The sequence below is a fragment of the Nonomuraea sp. NPDC048892 genome (assembly GCF_040649735.1).
GTDB classification, from domain to species: domain Bacteria; phylum Actinomycetota; class Actinomycetes; order Streptosporangiales; family Streptosporangiaceae; genus Nonomuraea; species Nonomuraea maheshkhaliensis.
Genome location: NZ_JBEZFZ010000031.1, coordinates 74,424 through 96,555 on the forward strand (window position 1 = coordinate 74,424; position 22,132 = coordinate 96,555).

Here is a 22,132-nt window from a genome sequence, read left to right on the forward strand (position 1 = left end):
CGGCCATGGCGCGGGCCGTCACCGGCATCCCCTGGCGACGGTCCGCACCATGGTCAGGACGCCTGCGTCAGCGACATCACCGCCCATGGAGCGAGTTCGACGTCCAGGTCGAGCACCCCGTCGTCGGGCACGATCAGCGTGTACCGCAGGAGCGCGTCGGCGACGCCGCTCAGGTGTCGTGCTCGGCCCGGGACAGGTTGAGCGGCGAGCCGAGCCGGTACCACGCCTCGGCGACGTTGCCGTGCTCCCAGTCCAGGATCTCGACGAGGAACGTCCCGCCGGGCCGCAGGCCGCCGATCGAGTGGCGGACGCGCCTGGCGGGTCCCCGTTCGGCCAGCGCGCGGGCCGCCGGGTAGGAGCCGCACGCGGCGACGCCCTTCATCTCCATGTCCTCGGGACAGTTGAAGAACACCGCCGACACGGCCGACGTCCGGCTGTCCCGGGTGACGACCCCGTGGGGCGTCGAGAGGAGCAGCCGGTCGCCGAGCCGCCCCAGCATCGTGAACGCGTGGAACGTGGGCTTGTGGATGCCGCCCTCGTTCACCAGCCCGAACCCGCCGTGGAACGGCCCGATCCCGGCGCCGCCCTCCTCGAACACGTCCGTGAACGTCCAGTACGAGATGGAGTCGGCCAGGGACGCGCACCGCAGGTACGACCGGGTGATGTAGGCCGCCGCGAACGGCGTGTCGTGGATGAAGTCACGGGCCGAAGGAGACGTGGACCACTCGCTGATGTGGATCTCCGCCTCGGGATACGGGCTGTCGCGCACGAGTTCGCCCAGGAGGGTCAGGTGGGCAAGCTGACGACCCCGACGATGGGATGGGAGGTGCGAACACCGGCCACTGAGGATCCACCGTAGACATCCGGTCGGCTGCTCGGGCACCAACCGTGGCCGACCATCAAAGGAGTTTTTACCTGCCATTTTTAGGCTGTCACGGCAGGTCACACCCTCAGAGCGGCGGGCGCGGGTTCGCCGCGATCACCGCCGCGCTCCTGACGATCGCGGCGGTGCTGCTCGTGCCGCGGCCGGCGGCGGCGGACACGCCGTGGCTGACGGTCTCCGAGGACGGCTACGCGTCCTTCACCGTTCCGATGGCCGCCGTCGAGGCCGCTGTGGGCCCGGTGTCGCAGGTCGTCATCGAGGGCAACATCGGCCCCTCGTCCACCTGGGCGGAGTTCGGCCTCACCCGGCGGGGCGACGCCTGGTCGGGCGTCCTCGGCCCGCTCAAGCCCGGGCTGTACTCGTACCGGGTCACGGGCGAGCCCTACCCCGTGCTGTTCCTGCAGCCGGGCGACGGCGTGAGCGCCACTGACTGGCTCGACCTCGGCCGGGCCAGGCAGATCTTCGACCACCACTTCCTCGACGGGAACCTGGTGCCGATGGTGGTCGTGATGGGCGACGGCAACGTGTCCGACTTCAACAAGGAGCTGCTGGAGAACCTCGCACCGGCGGCCCGCGAGCACTACAACGTCTCCAGCGACCCCTCGCGGCAGGCCCTCGCCGGTCTGTCGATGGGAGGCGGGCAGACGTTCGGGATGCTCAAGGCGAACCCCGGCCGCTTCGCCTACGTCGCGGCCTTCTCGGCCGGGTTCGGCAGCGGCGCCGGCGTCGACGCGCAGGCGATCAACGACGGCACCAGGCTGCTGCGCCTGTACGTCGGCGACCGGACGGACTTCGTCTACCCGTCGTTCATGGCGTCCCTGGACACCCTGAACACGCTCGGCATCCGCTACGAGTTCGACGGGGTCACCCCCGGGCCGCACGGCTGGGACGAGTGGCAGAAGAACCTCATCGATCTCGCTCCGCGCCTGTTCAAGCGCTGATCGTCCAACGCTGAGCCGCAAGCGCTGAGCGAGATCGCCTGGGCGTGCTGTTGGCGCTCACATGAAGATCGGCGCGACAGACGGGGCCCGGGTGCTCTCCACCCGGGCCCCGTCCCCGCCCGATCGCTCGGTCTCCACGGCGGCGCACGACCTTCGTGCGCCGCGATCCGCAAGGGAAATATGCGAATGAACAAGAACCGGATCTCTGCCGCGGTGGCCGTGCTGGCCGCCGCGACCACGCTCACGGCCTGCCCCTCCGGCGCAGGAGGGGGCGGCGCGACCACCGCGAGCGGCGGCGGCGCCAGCAACTGCACGAACACGATCCCCAAGAAGGAGCTGCCGGTCGTGACGATGTGGGGCTGGTACCCCAACATGCAGCTCGTCGTCGACAACTTCAACAAGCAGAACGCCGATGATGCGGCCCGCGGTGGTCACGGTGCTGCTCCTGTCGGCCGTGGCCTCGTGGAACAACTACTTCCTGCCGCTCGCCATGCTGTCGGACAACCGGCTCTTCCCCGTCACCGTCGGGCTCGGCCTCTGGCAGGGCATCGCGTCGGCCAACAACGCGGGCAGTACCTCACTCTGGAGCCTGATCATCCTGGGTGCTCTCGTCTCGGTCGTCCCGCTCGTCATCGCCTTCTTCAGCCTCCAGCGGCACTGGCGGGGAGGATTGTCCGTCGGCGGCCTGCGGTAGCCGCGAGGCCGGCTCAGGCGGGCGGGGGCGGAGCGGTGCTGGCGCGGACGACGAGCTCCGTGGCCAGCTCGACCCGGTTCTGCGCCGGCGGCTCGCCCTGGGCCAGGGCCAGCAGCATGGTCGTGGCGGCGGCGGCCATAGCGGTCAGCGGCTGGCGGATGCTGGTCAGCGGCGGGATCGCCCATCGCACCGACGGCATGTCGTCGAAGCCGACGACGCTGAGGTCGTCGGGGATGCGCAGGCCGAGCTGGTGGGCCGCGTGGTAGGCGCCGATGGCCTGGCCGTCGTTGGTGGCGAAGATGGCGGTGGGCCGGTCGGGCAGGCGGAGCATGCGGTGCGCCGCCGCCAGGCCGCCTTCGATGAGGAAGTCCCCGCGGCCGATGAGCTCGGGGTCGGCGGGCAGGCCGGCCATGTCGAGGGCGGTGCGGTAGCCGTCGAGCCGGGCCCGGCTGGACAGGGCGGCGTCGGGGCCGGTGATGATGGCGATGCGGCGGTGCCCGAGTTCGAGGAGATGACGGGTGGCGGTGAGGCCGCCGTTCCAGTTGCCGACGCCGACCGAGGGGATGTTCCCGCTGGGCACGTCCGCCGGATCGAGCAGGACCAGCGGGATCTCGCGGCGGGCGAGCTGCTCGTGCTGGATCTCGGTCAGGCCGGAGAACACGGCGATCACGCCGCTCGGGCGGCGCCGCAGCACGCCCTCCAGCCAGGCGTCCGCGGTGGACTGGTCGCGGCGCAGGTCGGAGATGCCGACCGTAAGGTCGTGCTCGCGCGCGACGTTCGCCACGCCCTTGGTGATCTCGACGGGGTAGTCGCCTTCGAGGGCGTGGAAGACCAGCTCCACCAGGGCCGTCGGGGTGGAGCGGCGGCGCTGGCGGCGATAGCCGTGCCGGCTGATGAGTTCCTCGACGGCGGCGCGGGTCTTGGACGACACCTCGGCGCGGCCGTTCACGACCTTGGAGACCGTCGCGGTGGAGACGCCGGCCAGCTCGGCGAGCTGGGCGATGGTGAGAGGGGACGACTCCGTGGTCATGGCGGCAGTCTAGTCAGGGGAGGCGGGACGACTCTGTGGTCATGGCGGCAGTCTGGTCAGGGGAGGCGGGACGGACCGGTGGCGCGAGCACGCCGTGCGGCCACACCCGTCCGCTCCCGGTGCGGACGGGTGTGGCCGCTGTCCTCAGGGGCCAGGGGGATCAGCTCGCGTTGTAGGTCCACTTCTGGTTGCTGCCGCCCCAGCAGCTGTAGAGCTGCAGGCCCGTGCCGTTGCCGGTGCCGCCGCCGACGGCGTCGAGGCAGAGCCCGGACTGGACGCCCACGATCGTGCCGTCGGAGTTGACCCGCCACTTCTGGTTGTCGCCGCCCCAGCAGGAGTAGATCTGGATCCGGGCGCCGTTGCCCGTGCCCGCGGCGTCCAGGCACTTGTTGCCGTAAACCCGCAGCTCACCGGACGAGGTCTGCGCCCATTGCTGGTTGGTCTGGCCGTTGCAGTCCCACAGCTGCACCGCGGTGCCGTCGGCGGTGCCGGCGTTGGGCACGTCCACACAGCGGCCGGAGGCCGTGCTCCTGAGCTGCCCCTCGTCTCCGCCGCCGGGCGGCGGCGTCGTGGTGCCGCCGTTGAGCGCGTTCAGCACGGCGGTGTACGCGGCCTTCTTGTTGCCGTTGCCGTCGAAGAGCAGCGCACTGGCGCCGGAGCCGAGCCAGGAGTCGGTGTCGCGCACGCCCCAGACCGAGATGCCGGTGCACCGCGGCACCGCCAGGCAGTCGTTGACGACGTTGGCGTACGTGGTGGCCGAGCCGCCCTGGATGTCCAGCTCGGTGATCTGCACGTCGACGCCCAGCGCGGCGAAGCTCTGGATGGTCGTACGGTAGTTGCTGTTGTACGGGCTGTTGCCGTTGAAGTGCGACTGCAGGCCAACGCAGTCGATCGGCACACCACGCGACTTGAAGTCGCGGACCATGTTGTAGACGCCCTGCGTCTTGGCCCAGGACCAGTTGTCGATGTTGTAGTCGTTGTAGCAGAGCTTGGCGGCCGGATCGGCGGCGCGCGCGGTGCGGAAGGCCACCTCGATCCAGTCGTTGCCGGTGCGCTGCAGGTTGGAGTCACGCCGGCCGCCGGAGTTGCCGTCGGCGTAGGCCTCGTTGACCACGTCCCAGGCGTAGATCTTGCCCCGGTAGTGGTTCATGACGCCGTTGATGTGATCGATCATCGCCTGGCGCAGCGTGCTGCCCGACAGGCCCTGCATCCAGCCCGGCTGCTGGTTGTGCCAGGCCAGGGTGTGCCCGCGAACCCGCTTGCCGTTCTGCACGGCCCAGTTGTAGACCCGGTCCCCGGCGGAGAAGTTGAACTGTCCCCGGTTGGGCTCGGTGGCGTCGATCTTCATCTCGTTCTCGGCCGTGACCATGTCGAACTCGCGGCCGGCGATGGTCGTGTAGGCGGAGTCGCCGAGTTTGCCCGAGGCGATGGCGGTGCCGAAGTAGCGGCCGCTCTGCTGCGCCGCCGCGCCCAGCGTGCTCTCCGCGGCAACGGCCGGGAACGCCGTCGCCAGTGCCGTGATCAGGCCGAGTGCGCCGATCGCGCCGGTGATCAGTGCTCGGCGGCGGGGGCGTTGAGGTCGCCTGGCGGTGAGTGGGGGCATGTCGGGTACAGCCATGCTTGAGCCTCCAGGGGCGAATCATGGGTGCGGTACGAGCTTGTCGTCGGAGCGCGTACTGGAGGTGGGGGAGCTCACCTCGGGCACTCAGTGTGTGAAGGTCGCCGAAAGTTGTCAAGAATCAAGTGAAACTTTCGTAACAGCTCGTTCCTCGATAGGGGCTTTGTGCTGGTGCGTTGGGTGGCCAGGGCCGTTGAAATGTTTCGGATCGACCACTGGGCCGGCCGAGCTTCTGTGAAACTTTCATCGCCCCGTCATGCTCGATTGATCGCCTCTACCTGGCCCATCCCGAGGTGGCCGGGGTTCATCGCCGTCACCGTAAGCTAAGGCGCTCTTGACAGTATCTTTCCGCCTCATGTTCGCTACCTCCCGCCACTGCCTTCAAGGAGCTCGGCCCGTCGGCGTTAGCGCTAACAGCGGAGAGGCGGAACCATGAACCGAGGCGAACCGCGAACGAGCCGGTACGTGGGCGTCGGCGCCGCTGTGGTGGCGCTGCTCACGGCGGGGATCACCGCGCTGGCCATGTTCCTGACGGCCACGCCGGGCGCCTCGGCCGCGGCGTTAACCGAGGTGACAGGCTTCGGCGCCAACCCCGGCGGCCTGCGGATGTACGTGTACGTCCCGGACGGGGTGGCGGCCAGACCCGGCGTGCTGGTGGCGATGCACGGCTGCAACGGCTGGGCTCCGTCCTTCCACCAGGGCACCGAGTTCGCCTCCCTCGCCGACCGGCACGGCTTCGTGGTCATCTACCCGCAGGCGAACAAGAGCGCCAACGGCCTGTCCAACTGCTTCGACGTCTGGTCGGCCGAGGCGCTGCGGCACGGCGGCGGCAGCGACCCGGTGTCGATCGTCTCCATGACGAACTACGTGCTGCAGCGCTACAACGGCGACCCGCGGCGGGTCTTCGCCACCGGCTTCTCCTCCGGCGCGATGGAGACGCTCAACCTGCTCGCCACGTACCCGGACGTGTTCCAGGCCGGCGCGCCGTTCGCGGGGGTCCCGTACGGGTGCCTCGGCCCCGCCGGCTGCGGCGACAAGACCCCGCGGCAGTGGGGCGACCTGGTCAGGGACGCCTACCCCGGCTACACCGGGTCCCGGCCGCGGGTGATGGCCTGGCACGGCACCGCCGACGACGTGCTGCCGTACACGATGCTGCAGGAGGAGACCGACCAGTGGACCGACGTGCACGGGCTGAGTCAGACCCCCACCGCCACGGACAGCCCGCAGTCCGGCTGGACCCGGCGGGTGTACGGGTCCGGGCAGGTGGAGACGTACACGATCAGCGGCGCCGGCCACAACCTGCCCCACCCCGGGATGGCCGCGCACGCCATCCGCTTCTTCGGCCTGGACGACGGCTCGTCCACCACCACGCCGACCCCGCCGCCCGCCGCGCAGATCAGGGGCGTCGGCTCCGGGCGCTGCCTGGACGTGCCCAGCGCGGCCACCGCCGACGGCACCCAGGTGCAGCTGTGGGACTGCAACGGGCGCGCCAACCAGCAGTGGACCGCCACCGCGGCCGGTGAGCTCCGGATCTACGGCGGCAAGTGCCTCGACGCGGCCGGCGCGGGCAACGGCGCCGGCATCCAGATCTACGCCTGCCACGGCGGCGCGAACCAGCGCTGGCGGCTGAACGCCGACGGCAGCATCACCGGAGTGCAGTCTGGGCTGTGCCTGGACGCGGTGGGCCAGGGCACCGCCAACGGTGTCCGGCTCCAGCTCTACACCTGCCACGGCGGCGCGAACCAGCGCTGGACCCGCACCTGAGCCCTTCGGCGGGCTACCGGCCCGGCTCCGCCAGGTCGTGGCCCGCGCCGATCACCCGCTCCACGACCTCGGCCAGCGGCTCGGACGCGTCGACGATCGTCGCGCCACGGCGCTCGTAGATCGGTTGCAGCCGAGGGTTCCACATCAGGGCTGCCGCCAGCTCCTCGGGGTGCCGGCCGAACGTGTTCGTCGTCCGGGTGGCGAGGCGGTGGCGGAGGGTGTCGTCGTCGATCACCAGGCACACGATGAGGTCGAACAGATCACGTACGTCCGCTTCGTTCTCCACCGACCCGCACAGGAACGCGACCCGGGAACGGGACTCCTCGGCGAGAGCCTCGACGCGCTCACGGACGATCACCCACGCATGCCGATCGAGCCAGCCCTCGGGAACCGGATCCGGAGGGTCGGTCACCACCTCGCCGTTGTCCCGATCCATCCAGCGGCTGAAGCCGTCGTCATCGGCGTCGAACGCGACGTGGCCGCGAGCCCGCAACATCCCGCAGACCGTGGACTTACCCGTGCCGGAATTCCCCGTCACCCACACCAGCGGCATGCGGCCAGTGTAGATACGATCATCGAGACCCCGCTCGATCTTTATGGCCACCTCCGAAGCACGGTGCAGATGGAACCGCCGAAGCCAAGCCACCGGGAACGCCCCCTCCTCTTCCTCGACGTCGACGGGCCGCTCCTGCCGTTCGGCGATGGCTCACGGCCTCCGCCGGCAGGTGGCGGGCACCTGGCCCGGCTCGACCCGCAGGTGGGGCTCCGGCTGGCGGCGCTGCCGTGCGACCTGGTCTGGGCCACGACCTGGGAGGACCAGGCGAACGCCGAGATCGCCCCTCGGCTCGGGCTGCCACGGCTGCCGGTCGTGAACTGGCCCGAGCCCTCCGCCGAGGCCGAACGCGAGGACCGGTGGTTCGGGCTGTGCTGGAAGACCAGGACGCTGGTGGCGTGGGCGAAGGGGCGCTCGTTCGTCTGGGTCGACGACGCGATCACCGACGCCGATCGCGACTGGGTGTCCGCACACCATCCCGGCCGGGCCCTCCTCCATCACGTCCCGTCGCCCCGGGGCCTCACCGACGACGACTTCATCGCCCTCGACCACTGGCTGCGAGCGGTCTGATCCACGGCGGTCGTCCGGTGGCTTGAGTTCGCCCATAGGCGAACTTCTAGCGTCGTCGCCATGACCGACAACTGGCATTTCACCGAATGGGCGTACAAGCCGGTCGCTTTCATCGGATACGGCGCCTCCGGGGGCATCAGGGCCGTGGAGCAGTTGCGCGGCGTCATGCCCGAACTGCGGGCCACCACGATCCGGGAGGCGGTGCTGATCCCGATGGCGTGGGAGCACCTGGACGCCGACGGCCGGTTCGTCCCGCCGCCCGGCACCGCGCAGGCGCTGCACGTGACGATGGGCGAGCTGCGGACCTGGGCGAGTGCGTTGCGTTCCGTCCGGATCCCCGACCTGGCCGGCCGGCAGTGAACAAGCTGACCAGGCCCGAACTGCGCGCCGCGGTCGTGCTGGCGTTCGGCGGGCTGATGGCGGCGGTCAGCGGCCTGCCGCTGCTGATCGGGCCGATCCTGGGCCCGGTGCTCGGCGCGGCGCTCCTGGGCGCCGGGTCGTGGCGGGCGCTGTTCTTCCTCACCGTGCCGCTGGCGCTGGTGGGGGCCGTCGGCACGCTGGCCTGGCTGCCGGCCGATCCCGCACGGCGGCAGCGGGTCCGGCTCGACCTGCCCGGGGCGCTGCTGCGGATCCGCCTGTTCGGCGATCCGGCGTTCGGCAGGGGCGTCGCGGTGCTCGCCCTGTACGCGGCCCCGTACTTCGGCTCGGCCCTGCTGATGCCGACGTACGTACAGACGCTGCGGCTCGACAGCGCCTCGGTCACGGCCGCGCTGATGATCCCCGGCGCGGCCGGCATGGGCCTCAGCCTCCAGGTCGCGGCCAGGCTGCTGGAACGGCTCGGCCCCCGCCTGGTCGTCGGCACCGGGCTCGGCCTCGCGATCACGTCCGGGCTCGTCCAGGTGATCATCCTGCGGCCGGACACCCCGTACCCGCTGCTCGGCCTGCTCGGATTCGTCCAGGGAGCCAGCACCGGCGCGATCATGATGCCGACGATGTCCAGTTCCAGCCGTAATCTGCACGGCCCCGACCTGGCCTCGGGCTCCGCACTGCTGTCGCTGGTGAGCACGGTCTCCAACGGCATGGGCACCGTACTGATCAGCACGCTGTTCACCGCGCTGACGGGCGCCATGACCGGCGGCGCCTCGCTCGCGGCCCTGGCCGGCCCGGGGACGGCGGAGCGCGCCGCCCAGGCGGTCGCCGTCACCGACGCGCTGCGCTGGGCCCAGGTGGCGGCCCTCGTCCTGATGGCGCTGGCCCTGGTCGTACGGTTGCGCTCCCCGGAGCGGGCGTCGGCGATACTGGAGCGGCGAGAGCCGGCCGCGACGAAGGCGAGAGGTGGGACATGACCGTCACCGAGCTGACGGTCGGGCAGGTGGCCAAGGCCGCCGGGGTCACGGCCAACGCCGTCCGCTTCTACGAGCGCTACGGCGTGATCAACGCCCACCGCAACAGCGGCAACGCCCGCCGCTTCACCGTCGACGCGATCTGCCGCATCAGGCTCGCCCTCGCCGCGCAACGGGTCGGCATCACGCTCAAGGAGAGCGCCGAGATCCTCGCCGGCATCCCGCCCCTCTCCGGCGATCTCGGTCTGTGGGTCGGCGCGGGTGAGGAACTCATCCGGATGGGACGTTCCCGGATCGATCGGCTCCAGGCGACCGTGGACGAACTGGCCAGCATGGACTTCCTCCAGAACGACCCGCGCGCCTGACCCTCCTGCGTGGATGACGCTCCGGCGCCTAGACGCCGGACGCGCGTACGACCGCGCCCGCCGTCCTTCCGAAGGCTCTTCTCCACCTCACCCCCAGCAGGAAGACACCATGCGTACTCTCCATGGCAAGACCGCTCTCGTCACCGGCGCGAGCAGGGGCATCGGCCGGGCCATCGCCCAGCGCCTGGCCGGTGACGGCGCCCGCGTCGCCGTCCACTACGGCGGCGACGAGCGGGCCGCCGCGGAAACCGTCGCCGCCATCGAGGCGGCCGGCGGGCAGGCCTTCGCCCTGCGCGCCGAACTGGGCACGCCCGGCGACGCCGACCGCCTGTGGGCCGCCTTCGACGAACACGCCGCCGAACTGGACATCCTGGTCAACAACGCCGGCATCCTCAACGACGAGCCCGGAATCGAGCACGTCACCAGGGGGCAGTTCGAGCGGATCTTCGCGGTCAACGCCACTGCCCCGTTCTTCGTCACCCAGCTCGCCCTGCCCCGGCTGCGCGACGGCGGCCGGATCGTCAACATCTCCACGATGCTGACCCGGGGCGCGTTCATGCCGCAGTCCATCAGCTACGCCATGTCCAAGGGCGCGCTCGACGTGCTCACCTCGACCCTCGCCAAGCAGCTCGGCCCGCGCGCGATCACCGTCAACACCGTGGCGCCCGGCGTCATCGACACCGACATGCACCAGGGCAGACTCGTCGGGGACGCGCTGGCCTGGGTGTCGTCGCTGTCCCCCATGGGCCGAGTGGGCACCCCCGAGGACGTGGCCGGCGCGGTGGCCTTCCTGGCCCGCGACGACAGCCGCTGGGTGACCGGCCACTGGCTGGACGCCTCCGGCGGAACCCTCCTCTGACGCTCCCGTACGCCCCGAGATCGGGCGGGGTGCGGGCGGGTCACTGCCAGGCGGACAGCAGGCGCTGGAACTGCTCGTTCGCCTGGATCGGGTCGAAGTCCGGCATGGCCGCGCGCATGAGCTCGTGCGTCTGGTCCTGGGCGTCGGCGCGGGCCGCCCGTACCGCCGCGAGGGTCTGATCGGCCAGTTCCTGGCTGTTCATCCGCTTCGCGCGGGGGCCGTAGGTGACGGCGAGGACGCGGCCGTTCACGTCCGTGGTCGCCTTGACCTGGCCTCCCGCCGTCTCGCCCGCTCCCACGATCTGGTCGAGGTCCTCCTGTGCCGTCTCCAGCCAGGCCAGCACCCGCTCGCCCTCGCGGGCGATCTCCTCGATGTGCTGCTCGGTGATGTCGGCGGGGTCGAACTGGGGGTGGTGGTGCACGCTGCTTCCTCCGTGCCTGATCAGCGAGCCGTCCAACAGGGGCGGGCTGTCCTGGGTGAGCGGGCCGTACGAGATGGGGCGGGTCGTCCGAGCCGCGATGGGGCGGGTCGTCCGGGCGCGGGTCATCCGAGCAGGTCGCGGGCGACCTGCTCGACCCGGCCGCGGACGAACGTCTCGTCGAGCGGCTGGGGCAGGGCGGCGGCGCCCTCGGCCGCGTCCGCGATCTCCTGCGCCTTGCGCGCCGCCTCGTCCTGGGCCGCCCGGAGCACGGCGGTCACCTCACGGGCGAGTGCCGCCTCTTCGAGTCGTAGCGCCCTCGGGTCGATGCGCAACCGGGTCGGCTCGCCCTCGCCGACGGCGGCCGCCTCGATCAGCCCGTCCTTGCTCCTGGCCACACCCTCCACCCGCCGCATGGCGTCCTGCGCCTGCTGAAGGTCGCGGATGACCCGCTGGCCCTGGGCGAAGTATTCGTGGAGGTATTCGTCGTCGTTGTCGGGTGTGGGTGGCCGCATGTAGGACCTCCGGCGGTGAGGAGAGCGGACGGCCGACCAGTTTAGACACATCCGGCCGTGTTTCATGACACGGAGATTCACGTCTCATGAACGACAAACATCACGAAGATCCTGACAAGTGACGATATTGTGCTGCGCCATGACGGGACTTGAGATCGCCTTGGGGGCGGTGGGGCAGCAAGCCACCCGGGTCAGGGCCCACGGTGAGGACTACAACGCCGCGCTCTCCCCGCTGAAGGAGCGCGGCGACGGGGTGTCCTCGTTCGGGGACGACGGTCTGTTCGGCATGTTCACCAGCATGTACGCCGAGTGCCGCGCCGTGTCGATGGCCGCGCTCGACGGGTTGTCAGGGACGATCGCCGGCACCGGCGACAACCTGCACGCGGTGATCAGGAACACGCAGGAGGGCGAGGCCGCGAGCACCGAGAGCGTCCAGAAGCTCGATCGCTCATGGCTGTAGTGCTTCCCCCGGCGGCGGCCGGGATCATGCAGCTGCTCGGCCCCTGGCCGAACATGAACGAGGACGAGGTCAGGGCCGAGGGCAACGCCGCGCGGGTGGCCCAGGCCGGTACGGCCCCCGCCGCGGGCGGCGCCGACGCCGCCGTACGCAACACGCAGCAGGTCTACCGCGGCCAGTCCGCCGCCGGCATGGAGACCCACTGGAACAGGACCGGCGCCCAGGGCGGCCACGTCGCGCAGGCGAACGCGGCGATGCGGGTGATGCCGGCGGCCCTGGACGGCACCGCCACCGTGGTGTCGGCGGTCAAGGTGGCGGCGGGCACGCAGGCGGTGTTCACCGCGGTCGGGGTGGCCAAGGCGCTGGCGTTCGGCGGGGCGGTCGGGGCGACCGTCGCGACGGCCCGGATCCTGGCCTCGCGCCAGGCGGTCAGGAAGATCCTGCGCGAGGGCAGCGAGGGCACCGGCAAGGTGATCGCCCCCATCGTGCGCCGCCGGGTCACCGAGCCGATGCGCCGCATCCTGGACGACCTGCGGCCCCCCGGGCCACGCCTGGCCATGGCCGGCCCTCGCGGCGGAGTCCCGCTGCGGCCGTCCGGCCTGCGCAACCCGACTGGGCCCCGGTCCGTCAAGGACGGCATGATGCAGATGGCCCGCGGCAACCGGCGCGGCGGCCGGGGCAACAGCGGCGGCCGGGGGAGTGGCGGCGGGCGCGGCGGCGGCGGCTTCTTCTCCCGCAACTCGAACCAGGGCTCGCGCCACGACGGAAGAGTCCACGGCGATCCGCCCACCAGCGCCAGGGGCATGAGCGAGGCGGAGGCCAAGAAGGCCCAGGAGATGCTGGAGAAGAGCATCAAGGCCAGGAAGGCGGAGGAGGAGAGGAAGGGCTGGGAGGCCGGGCACGCCGAGCGGCTCAGGCGCGAGGAAGCAGCGCTGCGCCAGCTGAAAGAGGACATCAAACGGCAGTACGGTCAGTGAGAGCAGCAGAAGAGCAACAGGAGGTAGGAGAGCCGGTGCAGACGCAGACGGGCGAGGACCTGATCGAGCGCATCCTCGCGCACCCGGGCGACGCCGACCTCGTCGGCCCGGCGGCCAACGACCTGCTCAGCGAGCTGTACGCGGGATTCCCGGTCGAGAACCTGCGCAGGCTGCTGCACAGCGGCGACGACCGGATCCTGCCGACGGCCGCCTGGCTGCTGTCCGAGCTCACCGACCTCGCCGCGCCGCTGGTCGACGAGTTGCCGCCGCTGCTGTCCCACCCGGTCCGCAGCACCCGGTACGACGCCATCGCGGCGGCGCTGGTGATCGCCGACGAGCGGCACGGGCCCCTCATCGCCAAGGTGATCGAGCTGAGCCGCGATCCCGAGAGCGGCGTCCGCTGGAAGGCGCTCGAATTCCTGACCGAGGCTTCGATCGAGCAGCTTGAGGCGGGAGCGGCCTGCCTGCCGCCCGGTCAGCTCAAGGACCTGACCGAGTGGCTGATCCTCCAGGACGGCGAAGAGCCCGATCTGACGGGGATCGTCCAGCGATTGGAGGACGGCGACGCGGTGACCCGGCTGTTCGCGACGGCGGCCGCCGCGAGCCTGTCCGACGAGCGGGACACGAACCTGCTGGAGCACGCGGTCATGGTCGAGGAGGACGAGATCCGCTCGTTCGCCGAGGAACGGCTGAACGAGCTACGCGGCACCGACTGAGGCCGCCCGTCCGGCGCCGGGCCGTCCGGGAACCCGGAAGTCCCGGCGCGGGGCCGGCCGGGCGCCCGGAAGTCCCGGCGCGGGGCCGGCCGGGCGCCCGGAAGCCCTGGGGTGGGTTCAGCCGCGGGGTGCCTGGACGAACTTGGGTGGGGTCAGCCGCCGGGTGCCCGGACGAACTGGAACGTCGTAGTGCGGCGCAATCGGAAGCCAAGGCGTTCGTACAGGCTGATCGCGTTCGTGTTGCTCGCGGCGGCGTGCAGGAACGGCGTCTCGCCGCGAGCCCGGATGCCGGCCGCGACGGCGAGCACGAGGCGCGTGGCCAGGCCCTGCCCGCGGTGGGCGGGATGGGTGCAGACGGCGCTGATCTCGGTCCAGCCGGGCGGGTGCAGGCGCTCGCCCGCCATCGCGACCAGCTCGCCGCGGTGGCGGATGCCGAGGTAGACGCCCAGTTCGACGGTACGCGGCAGGAACGGCCCCGGGCTGGTCAGCCCGACCAGGGCGAGCATCTCGGGGACGTCGGCGGCGGTGAGCCTGACCGCCTCCGGGTCGGGAGCCGCGGCCACGCCGTCATCGACCATCTGCACGCCCGGGCCCCGCGCCACCACCTCCCATCCGTCCGGCGGCAGGACGCCGTCGCCCGTGTACGCGACCTGCCCGCCCGGCCCCGCCAGCGCGGCGACGTCGGCCCAGTCGCTTTCGGCCGGATCCGGGGGAAGAGCCGCGAACGACGCCACGTCGGGCGGATAACGCAGCACGTCGCCGCGCCGTTCCGCGAAATGGGCGTGCGCGCCGGTCAGGGAGAGGCGGGTCGCGTCGTCGAGCGGGTGCGCCGTCGCGTCCGCGCTCGGCAGGGCGGCGGCCGTGGTCATGATCGTGGTCCTTTCCGTGTCTCACATACCTATACAACCAATAGGTTTTATGGACAATAGAGGACGACCCGTGATCTCCTGCCACTCACCCCTCCCTCCGGCATGCCAGGACCGGCATGCCCCCCTTCCGGAGCGTTCCTCACCGTGAAGAACTTCTCTTTCTCCCTGCAGTTGCTGCTGGGCCTGGTCGTGGGCGTCGCCCTCGGCTTCACCGCCCGCGTCTGGGACCTCGCCTGGCTGGCCGACACCCTCACCGAAGTCGGATCGATCTTCGTTCAGCTGCTCAAGCTGGCGGTGCCGCCGCTGGTGTTCGCGGCCGTCGTGGTCAGCGTCGCCAACCTGCGCAACGTGAACGGCGCCGCCAGGCTGGCGGGCAAGACGCTGTTCTGGTTCCTGGCCACAGGACTGATCGCCGTCATCGTCGGCATCGCCCTCGGCCTGATCATCAACCCCGGCCAGGGCGTCACCCTGAGCACGGAGGGAGCCAAGGCGCCCGAGCACGTCGGGACCTGGGTCGACTTCCTCACCGGCATCGTCCCGACGAACATCGTCACCGCCTTCACCGAGCTCAACGTCCTCCAGATCGTCTTCCTGGGGGTCGTCCTTGGCGCGGCGGCCATCGCACTCGGCGACAAGGCCGAGCCGTTCCTCGGTCTCTCCCGTTCCGTGCTCGAACTGGTACAGAAGGCGCTGTGGTGGGTCATCCGCCTGGCCCCCATCGGCACAGCCGGCCTGATCGGCAAGTCCGTCGCCACGTACGGGTGGGACCTGCTCGCCCCGCTGGCCAAGTTCAGCGCCGGCGTCTACGTGGGCTGCTTCATCGTCCTGCTGGCCGTCTACCCGGCGCTGCTGTCGCTGGTCGGCCGGGTCAACCCGATCACGTTCTTCCGCAACGCCTGGCCCGCGATCGAGCTGGCCTTCGTCTCCCGCTCCTCGGTCGGGACGCTGCCGGTGACCCAGAAGGTCACGATCGAGCGCCTGGGAGTCGACCGCGACTACGCCGCTTTCGCCGTCCCGTTCGGCGCGACCACCAAGATGGACGGCTGCGCCTCCGTCTATCCGGCGCTGGCGGCCATCTTCGTGGCCCAGGTCTTCGGAGTTCAACTCGGGGTCGGCGACTACCTGCTGATCGCGTTCGTCTCGGTGGTCGGCTCAGCCGCCACAGCGGGCCTGACCGGCGCGACCGTCATGCTCACCCTCACGTTGAGCACCCTGGGACTGCCCCTGGAAGGCGTCGGCCTGCTGCTGGCCATCGACCCGATCCTCGACATGATCCGCACCGCCACCAACGTCGCCGGGCAGATCGTGGTGCCGGTCCTCGTCGCCAGGGGCGAGGGCCGGATCGACGAGGAGATCCTCAACGCCGCCCCGCAGCCACTCCACGAGGCACCGGCGACCACACCCCGCCCGCCCTCCGGAGAACCGGCGCTCGCCTGAACCGACGAACCGCACACCTCGACGAGCCGGGCGGCGGGGCGGCCCGGCTCGTAGAGGAGTGAAATCGTGCCCGGCCTCACCAGCGCGAAGGTCAGCACAGGCTGAGCGTACGAGGTGGTCTCCAGCGCATCGGGTACGTCGGCGCGGCCGTGATTGGCGGCCCCGCTCGCACCGGCTCCGGGCCCGGCCATGCTGCTTTTGGTCCTGGCCGGAGCGGGTTTTCGTCGCCGGTCAGGAACGGAAATGCCTTTTCCTGAGGTCTGGGCTATGGTCGGCCGTATGACGGGACCGTGGAGAACACCACAAGGGTCCATCGCGTACCTCGGCGCGATGGTCCTGGTCCTGCTGTCCCTGGTCGTGGCCAGTGCCACCGGCCCGGCGAGCAACGCCGTTCCGGGAGCCGCGCAGTCCGGGCCCGTGTGGAGTGCGGGTGGATCCGGCGCCGATCTGTCCAGTCTGCCGCCGCAGGCGGGCAGCGCTCGCGAGCATCACGTGCTGTCGTTCTGGCCGCCCCTGCGCGGTGAGCGCCAGGCCGATCTCGCCCATCTGGCTCTGTTGCCGTCGCTCGGGTCCGACGCGGACACGCGTCGCGATCCCCAGCAACTGGCGCATCGCACCGCGGGATCGCGCAGCCCGCCGCAGGCGTAGCCGACGTCTTCCCGCACCGGAGTCTCCGCCGCCGAACCGTGCCGCGGAGTCCGGTGACGCGCGTTGCGCTCACGCACGCTCATCTGATGCCTTGAACGGTGTCCGTCCCAGGTGTGTCGCCACGCGCTGAAGACGTCTCGCGGTCGTCAATCCGGCAGGAGAAACGGGCAGGTCTGTCCCTGCGTCCAGCGCCCCTTGGCATGGGGTCGCTCCGGTCTGCCGCCGTTCCGCTGACGTTGTTAGGAGCCGATCATCGTCATGGCAGTTGTCGTTGATGTCCACGCCCATCCGTGGCCGGAGCTCGCGCGGACGCGGGGGAGGGCGAGATGAGCCCGGCTCGGCGTTTTCTGGCGCTTGATCTGGGCACCGCCCGTACGCGGTCGCTGGCCGTCGGCGGGCATGCCATCGCTGACCGGCCGTCGGCCATCGTGCGGTGCTTGCCCGGTCCCGGCCGGACGGACGTCGCCTCGCCCATTCGGCATGGCATGGTGGCCGATCCCGGCGCGTGCCTTCGGCTGGTGCGGATGGCGGTGCAGGACACTCGCCACTACGACATCCGGCCGCTGGAGCTGGTGCTGGCCGGGGTGCCGGTGGCGGCCTCGCCCAGCGATCGGGCGGCGGTCCGGGCCGCTGTGGCCGAGGTCGCCGGATGTGAGGTGCGGCTGGTGGAGGAGCCGCTGGCCGCGGCCGTCGGTGTCGGCATCGACGTGCTCGATCCGCGTCCGTGTCTGCTGCTGGATGTCGGGGCGGGCATCGTCGAGGCCGTGGCGATCCGTGCGGGAGTCGTGATCGACGCGGCTGCCCTTCAGCTCAGTGCCACGACCGGAGCGGGGCTGGCCTCGTACGCGCTGGAGAGCGTCGTCGACATGACGGCGAGCTTGCAACGTCGCCTGCCCGAGGACGTCCGCCCGGCCGCGCGCGCCAGGGGGCTGCTGGTGACCGGCGGTGGTGCACAGCAGGAACTGCTGTTGCGCCGGCTACGCGGCGCGCTGCGGCTACCGGTCAGCGCGGCGCCCCAGCCGCAGCACGCCACCATCCGCGGCCTGATGCGGCTGTGCCTGCAACCTGAGCTGGCCTCCAGCCAAGCCTTGTCCACCCGCTGACCGGCCGCGAGCGCCGACCGGCATCACGCTCGCTGACCGGCCTATATCACCGCACGCGGCCGCCGGTCGCGACGCGGGCCACCTTCTCGTGCGGGCCTCCTCGCCCCGCACGTACGTGACGCATACCCTTCGCAGAAAGGACCACCTGGTCATGACCGACAGTCACCCGACGCCACACCTCAGCAGCGTCCAGCTCCAGGCGCTCCGACAGGATCTGGAGGAGCAGCTGGAGCAGCGCACACGGCAGTTGAGCAGCCTTCGCGTCCAGGAGCAGGACGGCAGCGGCGCCGACGGCACCTGGCAGGAGCTGATCGTCTCGATCACCACCGCCGAGCGGGCCATCGCCGAGCTGTCCCAGGCCTTCGCCAGGCTGACGAACGGCGAGTACGGCCGCTGCGCCCACTGCGCGGAGGCCATCCCGTTCGAGCGGCTCAAGGTCCGGCCGCTGGCGCGTACCTGCATCGACTGCCAGCGGCGGCACGAAGCCGCCTGACAACGCGGAAGGGGGCGGGGAGTCCCGCCCCCTTCCGGCGACCCGGAGCTGATGATGATCACATTGGACCGCCTGGTGAACGTGCTCGGCGGGTACGGCGTGCGGCTGTGCGGCCGTCCCGAGGCGCGCACGATGTGGCTGCGCGGCGTGGCGATGCCCGAGACCGCCGACCGGCACGCCGCCAGTGACCTGCTGCTGGCCGTCGGTGCCGCCGGCCTGGACGACGCCGTACGGTGGGCGGCCGCCGCCCAGGCCACAGCGGTCCTGGTACGCCTTGAGGAGCCCGAAGCCGATGAGCCTCGCCTCCCCGAGGAGCCCGAAGCCGGCGAGTCTCGCGCCCCCGCGGAGCCCGCCGACCTCGAACGACGGGCCGCCGCGCTCGGCGACCGGTATGGCGTGGCCGTGCTGCTGGCCGACCCCGCCGTCTCCTGGAGCCAGCTGGCCGGCATGGTGTACGGGCTGGTCCTGGAGAGCCGCGAGACCGCCTCCGGCCGGGGCCCGACCGACCTGTTCGCGCTCGCCGACAACCTGGCCGACGTGGTCGGAGGCGCGGTCACCATCGAGGACCGGCACTCGCGGGTGCTCGCCTACTCCCGCTCCCAGCAGGCAGGCGACCCGGCCAGGCTGGAGACCATCCTCGGCCGGCGCGTCCCCGACCGGCTGCGCGAGCTGCTGCAGCGGCGGGGTGTGTTCGCGCACCTGGCGGCGACGGACGAGCCCCTGTTCGTGCCCGCCGACGCCGCGAACGGTCTGACCGGGCGGATGGTGGTGGCGGTGCGGGCCGGCCGCGAGCTGCTGGGCTCGGTGTGGATCAGCTGTGCCGCCCCGCTGACCGGCGACCACCGCCGCGCCCTGGCCGACGGCGCGCGTACCGTCGCGCTGCACCTGCTGCGCTCCCGCGCCAGCGCCGACCTCGAACGGCAGGTGGAGTCGGACCTGGTCATCCGGCTGCTGGAAGGCAGCGCCGACGCCGCGACGACGGCCAGCCGGCTGGGCCTGGCGCCGCACGATCTGCGGGTGATCGCCGTACGCGCCGACACCGCCGACGACCGTCACGCCGCGCTGCTGCTCGCCTTCGAGCAGGCCACCACCGGTTTCGGCTGGTCGCGTCCGGGACGCAGCGCGCTGCTCGGCGACACGCTCTACACCGTCCTGCGCGCCGAGGAGCCCGGCGCGGCCCGGCGGTGGATCACGGCTCTGCACGCCGAGCTGCCCGCACGGGTGCGGGTCGCGGCCGGGATCGGCGCGCCCGCCGAGGTGGCGGAGCTGCCCGCGGGCCGCCAGGAGGCGGACGAGTGCCTGGCGCTGCACGAGAGCGCCGCACCCGGCTCCGTCCCGCCCGCCTATGACGAGTCCTGGGACGACCTGCTGCTGCGCCGGCTCCGCGCGGCCGCTCGGACGGGCAGGACGCCTGCCCGCGGCCCGGTGAGCACGCTGCTGCGGTACGACACGCGGCATGGCACCCGTTTTGTCCCCACGCTGCGGGCCTGGCTGGAATCCCAGGGAGATCTCACGCTGGCGGCCGAACGCCTCCAGGTGCATCCCAACACCGTACGCAACCGGCTGCGCAAGATGGGCGAGCTCACCCCGCTGGACCTCGACGACGCCCGCCAGCGGCTGGCGATGACGATCATGCTGGCGGCCATGGAGGACGAACTCCGGTTGTAGCCCGTCCACAACGGCGGCGCCGCGATTGTCGTCCCCCCACAACGCGGCCGCCCCACGCTGGGGCGATGCTGTGCACGACAGCGGAAACAGGCAGAGCGTTGGAGGTCGGCATGAGCGGCAACGAGCCGCGGTCGGTGGTCGTGGTGGGCGCGGGCATTGTGGGCCTGTCGACCGCGTGGTTCCTGCAGGAACGTGGCGTGCGGGTGGACGTGGTCGATCGCGGAGGCGTGGCGGCCGGCGCGTCCTGGGGCAACGCCGGCTGGATCGCGCCGGGCCTGGCCGTCCCGCTCAACGAGCCCGCCGTGCTGCGGTACGGCCTGCGCTCGCTGCTCAACCCGGCGGCGCCGCTGCACGTGCCCGCGAGCCTCGACCCGGGCCTGTGGGCGTTCCTGGCCAGGTTCGCCGCCAACAGCCGCTGGTCGTCGTGGACCCGCGCGGCGCGGGCCAACCTGCCGCTGAACGACGAGGCCGTCGAGGCGTACGAGGTGCTGGCCGCCAACGGCGTGTCCGCGCCGGTCGTCGCGGCGCCCATCACCGCCGCGTTCCGCACGCGGCGCCAGGCCGGGAGCCTGCTGGCCGAGCTGCGCCGGCTCCAGGAGGCCGGGCAGCGGGTCGAGCACACCGTGCTCGACCGGGACCGGCTGGCCGAGCAGGTTCCGCTGGCCGGCGCGGCGCTGACGGCCGGCGTACGTCTCGACGGGCAGCGCTACGTGGACCCGGGCGCATTCGTGCACGCCCTGGGCCAGGCCGTCATGAAGCGCGGCGCGACCGTGTACGCCGTCGAGGTCGACGACGTGCGCACCGAAGGCGGCAAGGCGGTCGTCCGCTCCGCCAACGGAACCGTGCTGTCGGCCGACGCGGTGGTGCTGGCCACCGGCGCCTGGCTGCCGCGCCTGGCCAGGCAGTGGGGCGTACGCGTGCCGGTGCGGGCGGGGCGTGGCTACTCCTTCACGGTGCCGGTCGATCATCCCGTGCCCGGGCCGATCTACCTGCCCGACGTGCGCGTCGCGTGCACGCCTTACCGCGACGGGCTGCGGGTGGCGGGCACCATGGAGTTCCGCGACCCGGACGCCCCGCAGGTGCCCGCCCGGCTGGACGCCATCATCGCCTCCGCCAGGCCGCTGCTGCGCGGGGTGCGCTGGGAGGAGCGTACCGACGTCTGGGTGGGCCCCCGCCCCGTCACCCCTGACGGCCGGCCGCTCGTCGGCGCGACCAGCGCCCCCACCGTGTACGTCGCGGGCGGGCACGGCATGTGGGGCATGGCCCACGGCCCGATCACGGGCCGGCTGCTGGCCGAGCAGATCACCACCGGCAAGCAGCCCGCCGCCCTGACCGACTTCGACCCCCTCCGCTGACGCGGGGACCACGCGCGGGCCGCCTCCGCCGGGTCCTCTCAGCCCTTGATGGCGCCCTGGGTGATGCCGCTGACGAAGCTGCGCTGGAAGAGGAGGTACACGACGACGATGGGCGCGATGACGATCAGACAGGCCGCCGCGAGCAGCGGGATGTCCGTCGTGTACTGGCCGACGAAGAGCCCGAGCCCGCTCGGTGCCGTACGCCGGTCGGGGTCCTGCATCATGACCAGCACCAGCATGAACTGGTTCCACGACCACATGAAGTACAGAACGGACAGCGTGGTGACCGCGGGCCATGAGATCGGCAGCAGCACCCGCGCCAGCACCACGAGGTCCCTGGCGCCGTCGATGCGCGCCGCCTCGACCAGTTCCTCGGGCACGTTCGAGAAGTGCGTCTGCATCCAGTACACCCCGAACGGCATGAACAGCGCCGCCTCGGCCAGGATGACGCCCACGTACGAGTCGGTGAGGCCGACCTCGCGCAGGTTGAAGTAGAGGGCCACCACGATCACCTCGATCGGCAGCGTGAGCCCCATCACGAACGCGAACGACAACGTCCGGTGCCCCCACACCCTGAGCACCGCCAGCCCGTACCCGGCCAGCGTGGCCAGCACCACGGAGAGCGGCACCACGCAGACCGCGATCAGCACGCTGGACCGCATGAGGTTGGTGAAGTTGCCCCGCTCCCAGGCGAGTGCGAAGGTCTCCCACGACCATCGGTCGGGGATGCTCAGCCCGTCGAGCTGCGCGCCCGAGGGATGCAGGGCGGCCAGCACGATGCCCGCGAAGGGCACCAGGACCATGACCGCCAGCAGGACGAGGACGCCGTACCGGAGACTGACACCGCCGCGCATGC

General features: G+C 71.6%; 25 protein-coding genes. 17 read left to right on the forward strand and 8 right to left on the reverse strand.

Features of this window, described 5'->3' with window-relative positions; all coding sequences use genetic code 11:
* Positions 1 to 169: 169 nt before the first annotated feature.
* Positions 170 to 769, reverse strand: a complete 600-nt coding sequence (locus tag AB0C28_RS48665; protein WP_358083189.1) for a hypothetical protein — start codon at positions 767 to 769, stop codon at positions 170 to 172.
* Between the two features lie 239 nt (positions 770 to 1,008).
* Here AB0C28_RS48665 and AB0C28_RS48670 point away from each other — a divergent pair, with 239 nt between their 5' ends.
* Together AB0C28_RS48670 and AB0C28_RS48675 are read left to right on the forward strand one after the other, a co-directional pair.
* Positions 1,009 to 1,824, forward strand: a complete 816-nt coding sequence (locus tag AB0C28_RS48670) for an alpha/beta hydrolase-fold protein (RefSeq protein WP_358083192.1) — start codon at positions 1,009 to 1,011, stop codon at positions 1,822 to 1,824.
* Between the two features lie 412 nt (positions 1,825 to 2,236).
* Positions 2,237 to 2,518, forward strand: a complete 282-nt coding sequence (locus tag AB0C28_RS48675; protein ID WP_358083195.1) for a hypothetical protein — start codon at positions 2,237 to 2,239, stop codon at positions 2,516 to 2,518.
* A 13-nt stretch (positions 2,519 to 2,531) separates the two neighbouring features.
* Here the strand turns inward: AB0C28_RS48675 and AB0C28_RS48680 are convergent, their stop codons facing one another.
* Both AB0C28_RS48680 and AB0C28_RS48685 read right to left on the reverse strand, forming a co-directional pair.
* A complete protein-coding gene (locus AB0C28_RS48680) occupies positions 2,532 to 3,548 on the reverse strand; it encodes a LacI family DNA-binding transcriptional regulator (protein WP_357862275.1) in 1,017 nt (338 codons plus the stop codon).
* A gap of 160 nt (positions 3,549 to 3,708) precedes the next feature.
* A complete protein-coding gene (locus AB0C28_RS48685) occupies positions 3,709 to 5,166 on the reverse strand; it encodes an endo-1,4-beta-xylanase (protein ID WP_358083198.1) in 1,458 nt (485 codons plus the stop codon).
* A gap of 432 nt (positions 5,167 to 5,598) precedes the next feature.
* Between AB0C28_RS48685 and AB0C28_RS48690 the strand changes: the two genes are divergently transcribed.
* Entirely contained in the window at positions 5,599 to 6,930 is a 1,332-nt protein-coding gene (locus AB0C28_RS48690; protein WP_358083201.1) for a PHB depolymerase family esterase, read from the forward strand.
* A 13-nt stretch (positions 6,931 to 6,943) separates the two neighbouring features.
* Here AB0C28_RS48690 and AB0C28_RS48695 read toward each other — a convergent pair whose 3' ends face one another.
* Positions 6,944 to 7,483 (reverse strand): AAA family ATPase, encoded by a 540-nt coding sequence (locus tag AB0C28_RS48695; RefSeq protein WP_357862280.1) that lies wholly within the window; start codon positions 7,481 to 7,483, stop codon positions 6,944 to 6,946.
* A gap of 69 nt (positions 7,484 to 7,552) precedes the next feature.
* Between AB0C28_RS48695 and AB0C28_RS48700 the strand changes: the two genes are divergently transcribed.
* The 5 genes from AB0C28_RS48700 (at position 7,553) to AB0C28_RS48720 (ending at position 10,620) form a co-directional block, all read left to right on the forward strand.
* A complete protein-coding gene (locus AB0C28_RS48700) occupies positions 7,553 to 8,053 on the forward strand; it encodes an HAD domain-containing protein (RefSeq protein WP_358083204.1) in 501 nt (166 codons plus the stop codon).
* 60 nt (positions 8,054 to 8,113) lie between these two features.
* Positions 8,114 to 8,413: an NAD(P)H-dependent oxidoreductase gene (locus AB0C28_RS48705; protein WP_357862284.1), complete on the forward strand. Its 300-nt coding sequence runs from the start codon at positions 8,114 to 8,116 to the stop codon at positions 8,411 to 8,413.
* Entirely contained in the window at positions 8,410 to 9,399 is a 990-nt protein-coding gene (locus AB0C28_RS48710) for an MFS transporter (protein ID WP_358083207.1), read from the forward strand. The genes AB0C28_RS48705 and AB0C28_RS48710 overlap by 4 nt, the downstream gene beginning before the upstream one ends.
* The gene (locus AB0C28_RS48715) at positions 9,396 to 9,761 is read left to right on the forward strand and encodes a MerR family transcriptional regulator (protein WP_358083210.1); all 366 of its coding nucleotides are present in this window, start codon (positions 9,396 to 9,398) and stop codon (positions 9,759 to 9,761) included. Before AB0C28_RS48710 ends, AB0C28_RS48715 begins: the two co-directional genes overlap by 4 nt.
* Before the next feature lie 109 nt (positions 9,762 to 9,870).
* Entirely contained in the window at positions 9,871 to 10,620 is a 750-nt protein-coding gene (locus AB0C28_RS48720; RefSeq protein WP_357862290.1) for an SDR family oxidoreductase, read from the forward strand.
* A 40-nt stretch (positions 10,621 to 10,660) separates the two neighbouring features.
* On the opposite strand, the gene AB0C28_RS48725 is transcribed toward AB0C28_RS48720, so the two are convergent.
* Together AB0C28_RS48725 and AB0C28_RS48730 are read right to left on the reverse strand one after the other, a co-directional pair.
* Positions 10,661 to 11,167, reverse strand: a complete 507-nt coding sequence (locus AB0C28_RS48725; protein ID WP_358083212.1) for a YbaB/EbfC family nucleoid-associated protein — start codon at positions 11,165 to 11,167, stop codon at positions 10,661 to 10,663.
* On the reverse strand, positions 11,164 to 11,553 hold the full coding sequence (locus AB0C28_RS48730; RefSeq protein ID WP_357862294.1) for a YbaB/EbfC family nucleoid-associated protein: 390 nt from the start codon (positions 11,551 to 11,553) through the stop codon (positions 11,164 to 11,166). The genes AB0C28_RS48725 and AB0C28_RS48730 overlap by 4 nt, the downstream gene beginning before the upstream one ends.
* A gap of 139 nt (positions 11,554 to 11,692) precedes the next feature.
* On the opposite strand from AB0C28_RS48730, the gene AB0C28_RS48735 reads away from it, so the two are divergent.
* From AB0C28_RS48735 to AB0C28_RS48745, 3 genes are read left to right on the forward strand one after another with little or no spacing between them, the layout of a single operon-like run.
* Positions 11,693 to 12,013 carry a hypothetical protein gene (locus tag AB0C28_RS48735; RefSeq protein ID WP_357862296.1) on the forward strand — a complete coding sequence of 107 codons (321 nt, stop codon included), beginning with the start codon at positions 11,693 to 11,695 and terminating at the stop codon, positions 12,011 to 12,013.
* Positions 12,004 to 12,987 carry a hypothetical protein gene (locus AB0C28_RS48740; RefSeq protein WP_357862298.1) on the forward strand — a complete coding sequence of 328 codons (984 nt, stop codon included), beginning with the start codon at positions 12,004 to 12,006 and terminating at the stop codon, positions 12,985 to 12,987. The genes AB0C28_RS48735 and AB0C28_RS48740 overlap by 10 nt, the downstream gene beginning before the upstream one ends.
* A gap of 35 nt (positions 12,988 to 13,022) precedes the next feature.
* Positions 13,023 to 13,703, forward strand: a complete 681-nt coding sequence (locus tag AB0C28_RS48745; protein WP_358083215.1) for a hypothetical protein — start codon at positions 13,023 to 13,025, stop codon at positions 13,701 to 13,703.
* 152 nt (positions 13,704 to 13,855) lie between these two features.
* Here AB0C28_RS48745 and AB0C28_RS48750 read toward each other — a convergent pair whose 3' ends face one another.
* Positions 13,856 to 14,572, reverse strand: a complete 717-nt coding sequence (locus tag AB0C28_RS48750) for a GNAT family N-acetyltransferase (RefSeq protein ID WP_358083218.1) — start codon at positions 14,570 to 14,572, stop codon at positions 13,856 to 13,858.
* A gap of 144 nt (positions 14,573 to 14,716) precedes the next feature.
* On the opposite strand from AB0C28_RS48750, the gene AB0C28_RS48755 reads away from it, so the two are divergent.
* From AB0C28_RS48755 to AB0C28_RS48780, 6 genes are all read left to right on the forward strand, one after another.
* Positions 14,717 to 16,009: a dicarboxylate/amino acid:cation symporter gene (locus tag AB0C28_RS48755; protein WP_358083221.1), complete on the forward strand. Its 1,293-nt coding sequence runs from the start codon at positions 14,717 to 14,719 to the stop codon at positions 16,007 to 16,009.
* A gap of 279 nt (positions 16,010 to 16,288) precedes the next feature.
* A complete protein-coding gene (locus AB0C28_RS48760) occupies positions 16,289 to 16,657 on the forward strand; it encodes a hypothetical protein (protein WP_358083224.1) in 369 nt (122 codons plus the stop codon).
* A gap of 326 nt (positions 16,658 to 16,983) precedes the next feature.
* Entirely contained in the window at positions 16,984 to 17,760 is a 777-nt protein-coding gene (locus AB0C28_RS48765) for a rod shape-determining protein (protein WP_357862307.1), read from the forward strand.
* Between the two features lie 151 nt (positions 17,761 to 17,911).
* Positions 17,912 to 18,253, forward strand: coding sequence for a TraR/DksA C4-type zinc finger protein (locus AB0C28_RS48770; protein WP_357862309.1), 342 nt, complete (start codon positions 17,912 to 17,914; stop codon positions 18,251 to 18,253).
* 54 nt (positions 18,254 to 18,307) lie between these two features.
* On the forward strand, positions 18,308 to 19,921 hold the full coding sequence (locus AB0C28_RS48775; RefSeq protein WP_358083246.1) for a helix-turn-helix domain-containing protein: 1,614 nt from the start codon (positions 18,308 to 18,310) through the stop codon (positions 19,919 to 19,921).
* Positions 19,922 to 20,031: 110 nt separating this feature from the next.
* Complete coding sequence (locus AB0C28_RS48780) at positions 20,032 to 21,276, forward strand: FAD-dependent oxidoreductase (RefSeq protein WP_358083227.1); 1,245 nt, start codon at positions 20,032 to 20,034, stop codon at positions 21,274 to 21,276.
* 38 nt (positions 21,277 to 21,314) lie between these two features.
* On the opposite strand, the gene AB0C28_RS48785 is transcribed toward AB0C28_RS48780, so the two are convergent.
* Positions 21,315 to 22,130, reverse strand: coding sequence for a carbohydrate ABC transporter permease (locus AB0C28_RS48785; RefSeq protein WP_357862315.1), 816 nt, complete (start codon positions 22,128 to 22,130; stop codon positions 21,315 to 21,317).
* Positions 22,131 to 22,132: the final 2 nt, after the last annotated feature.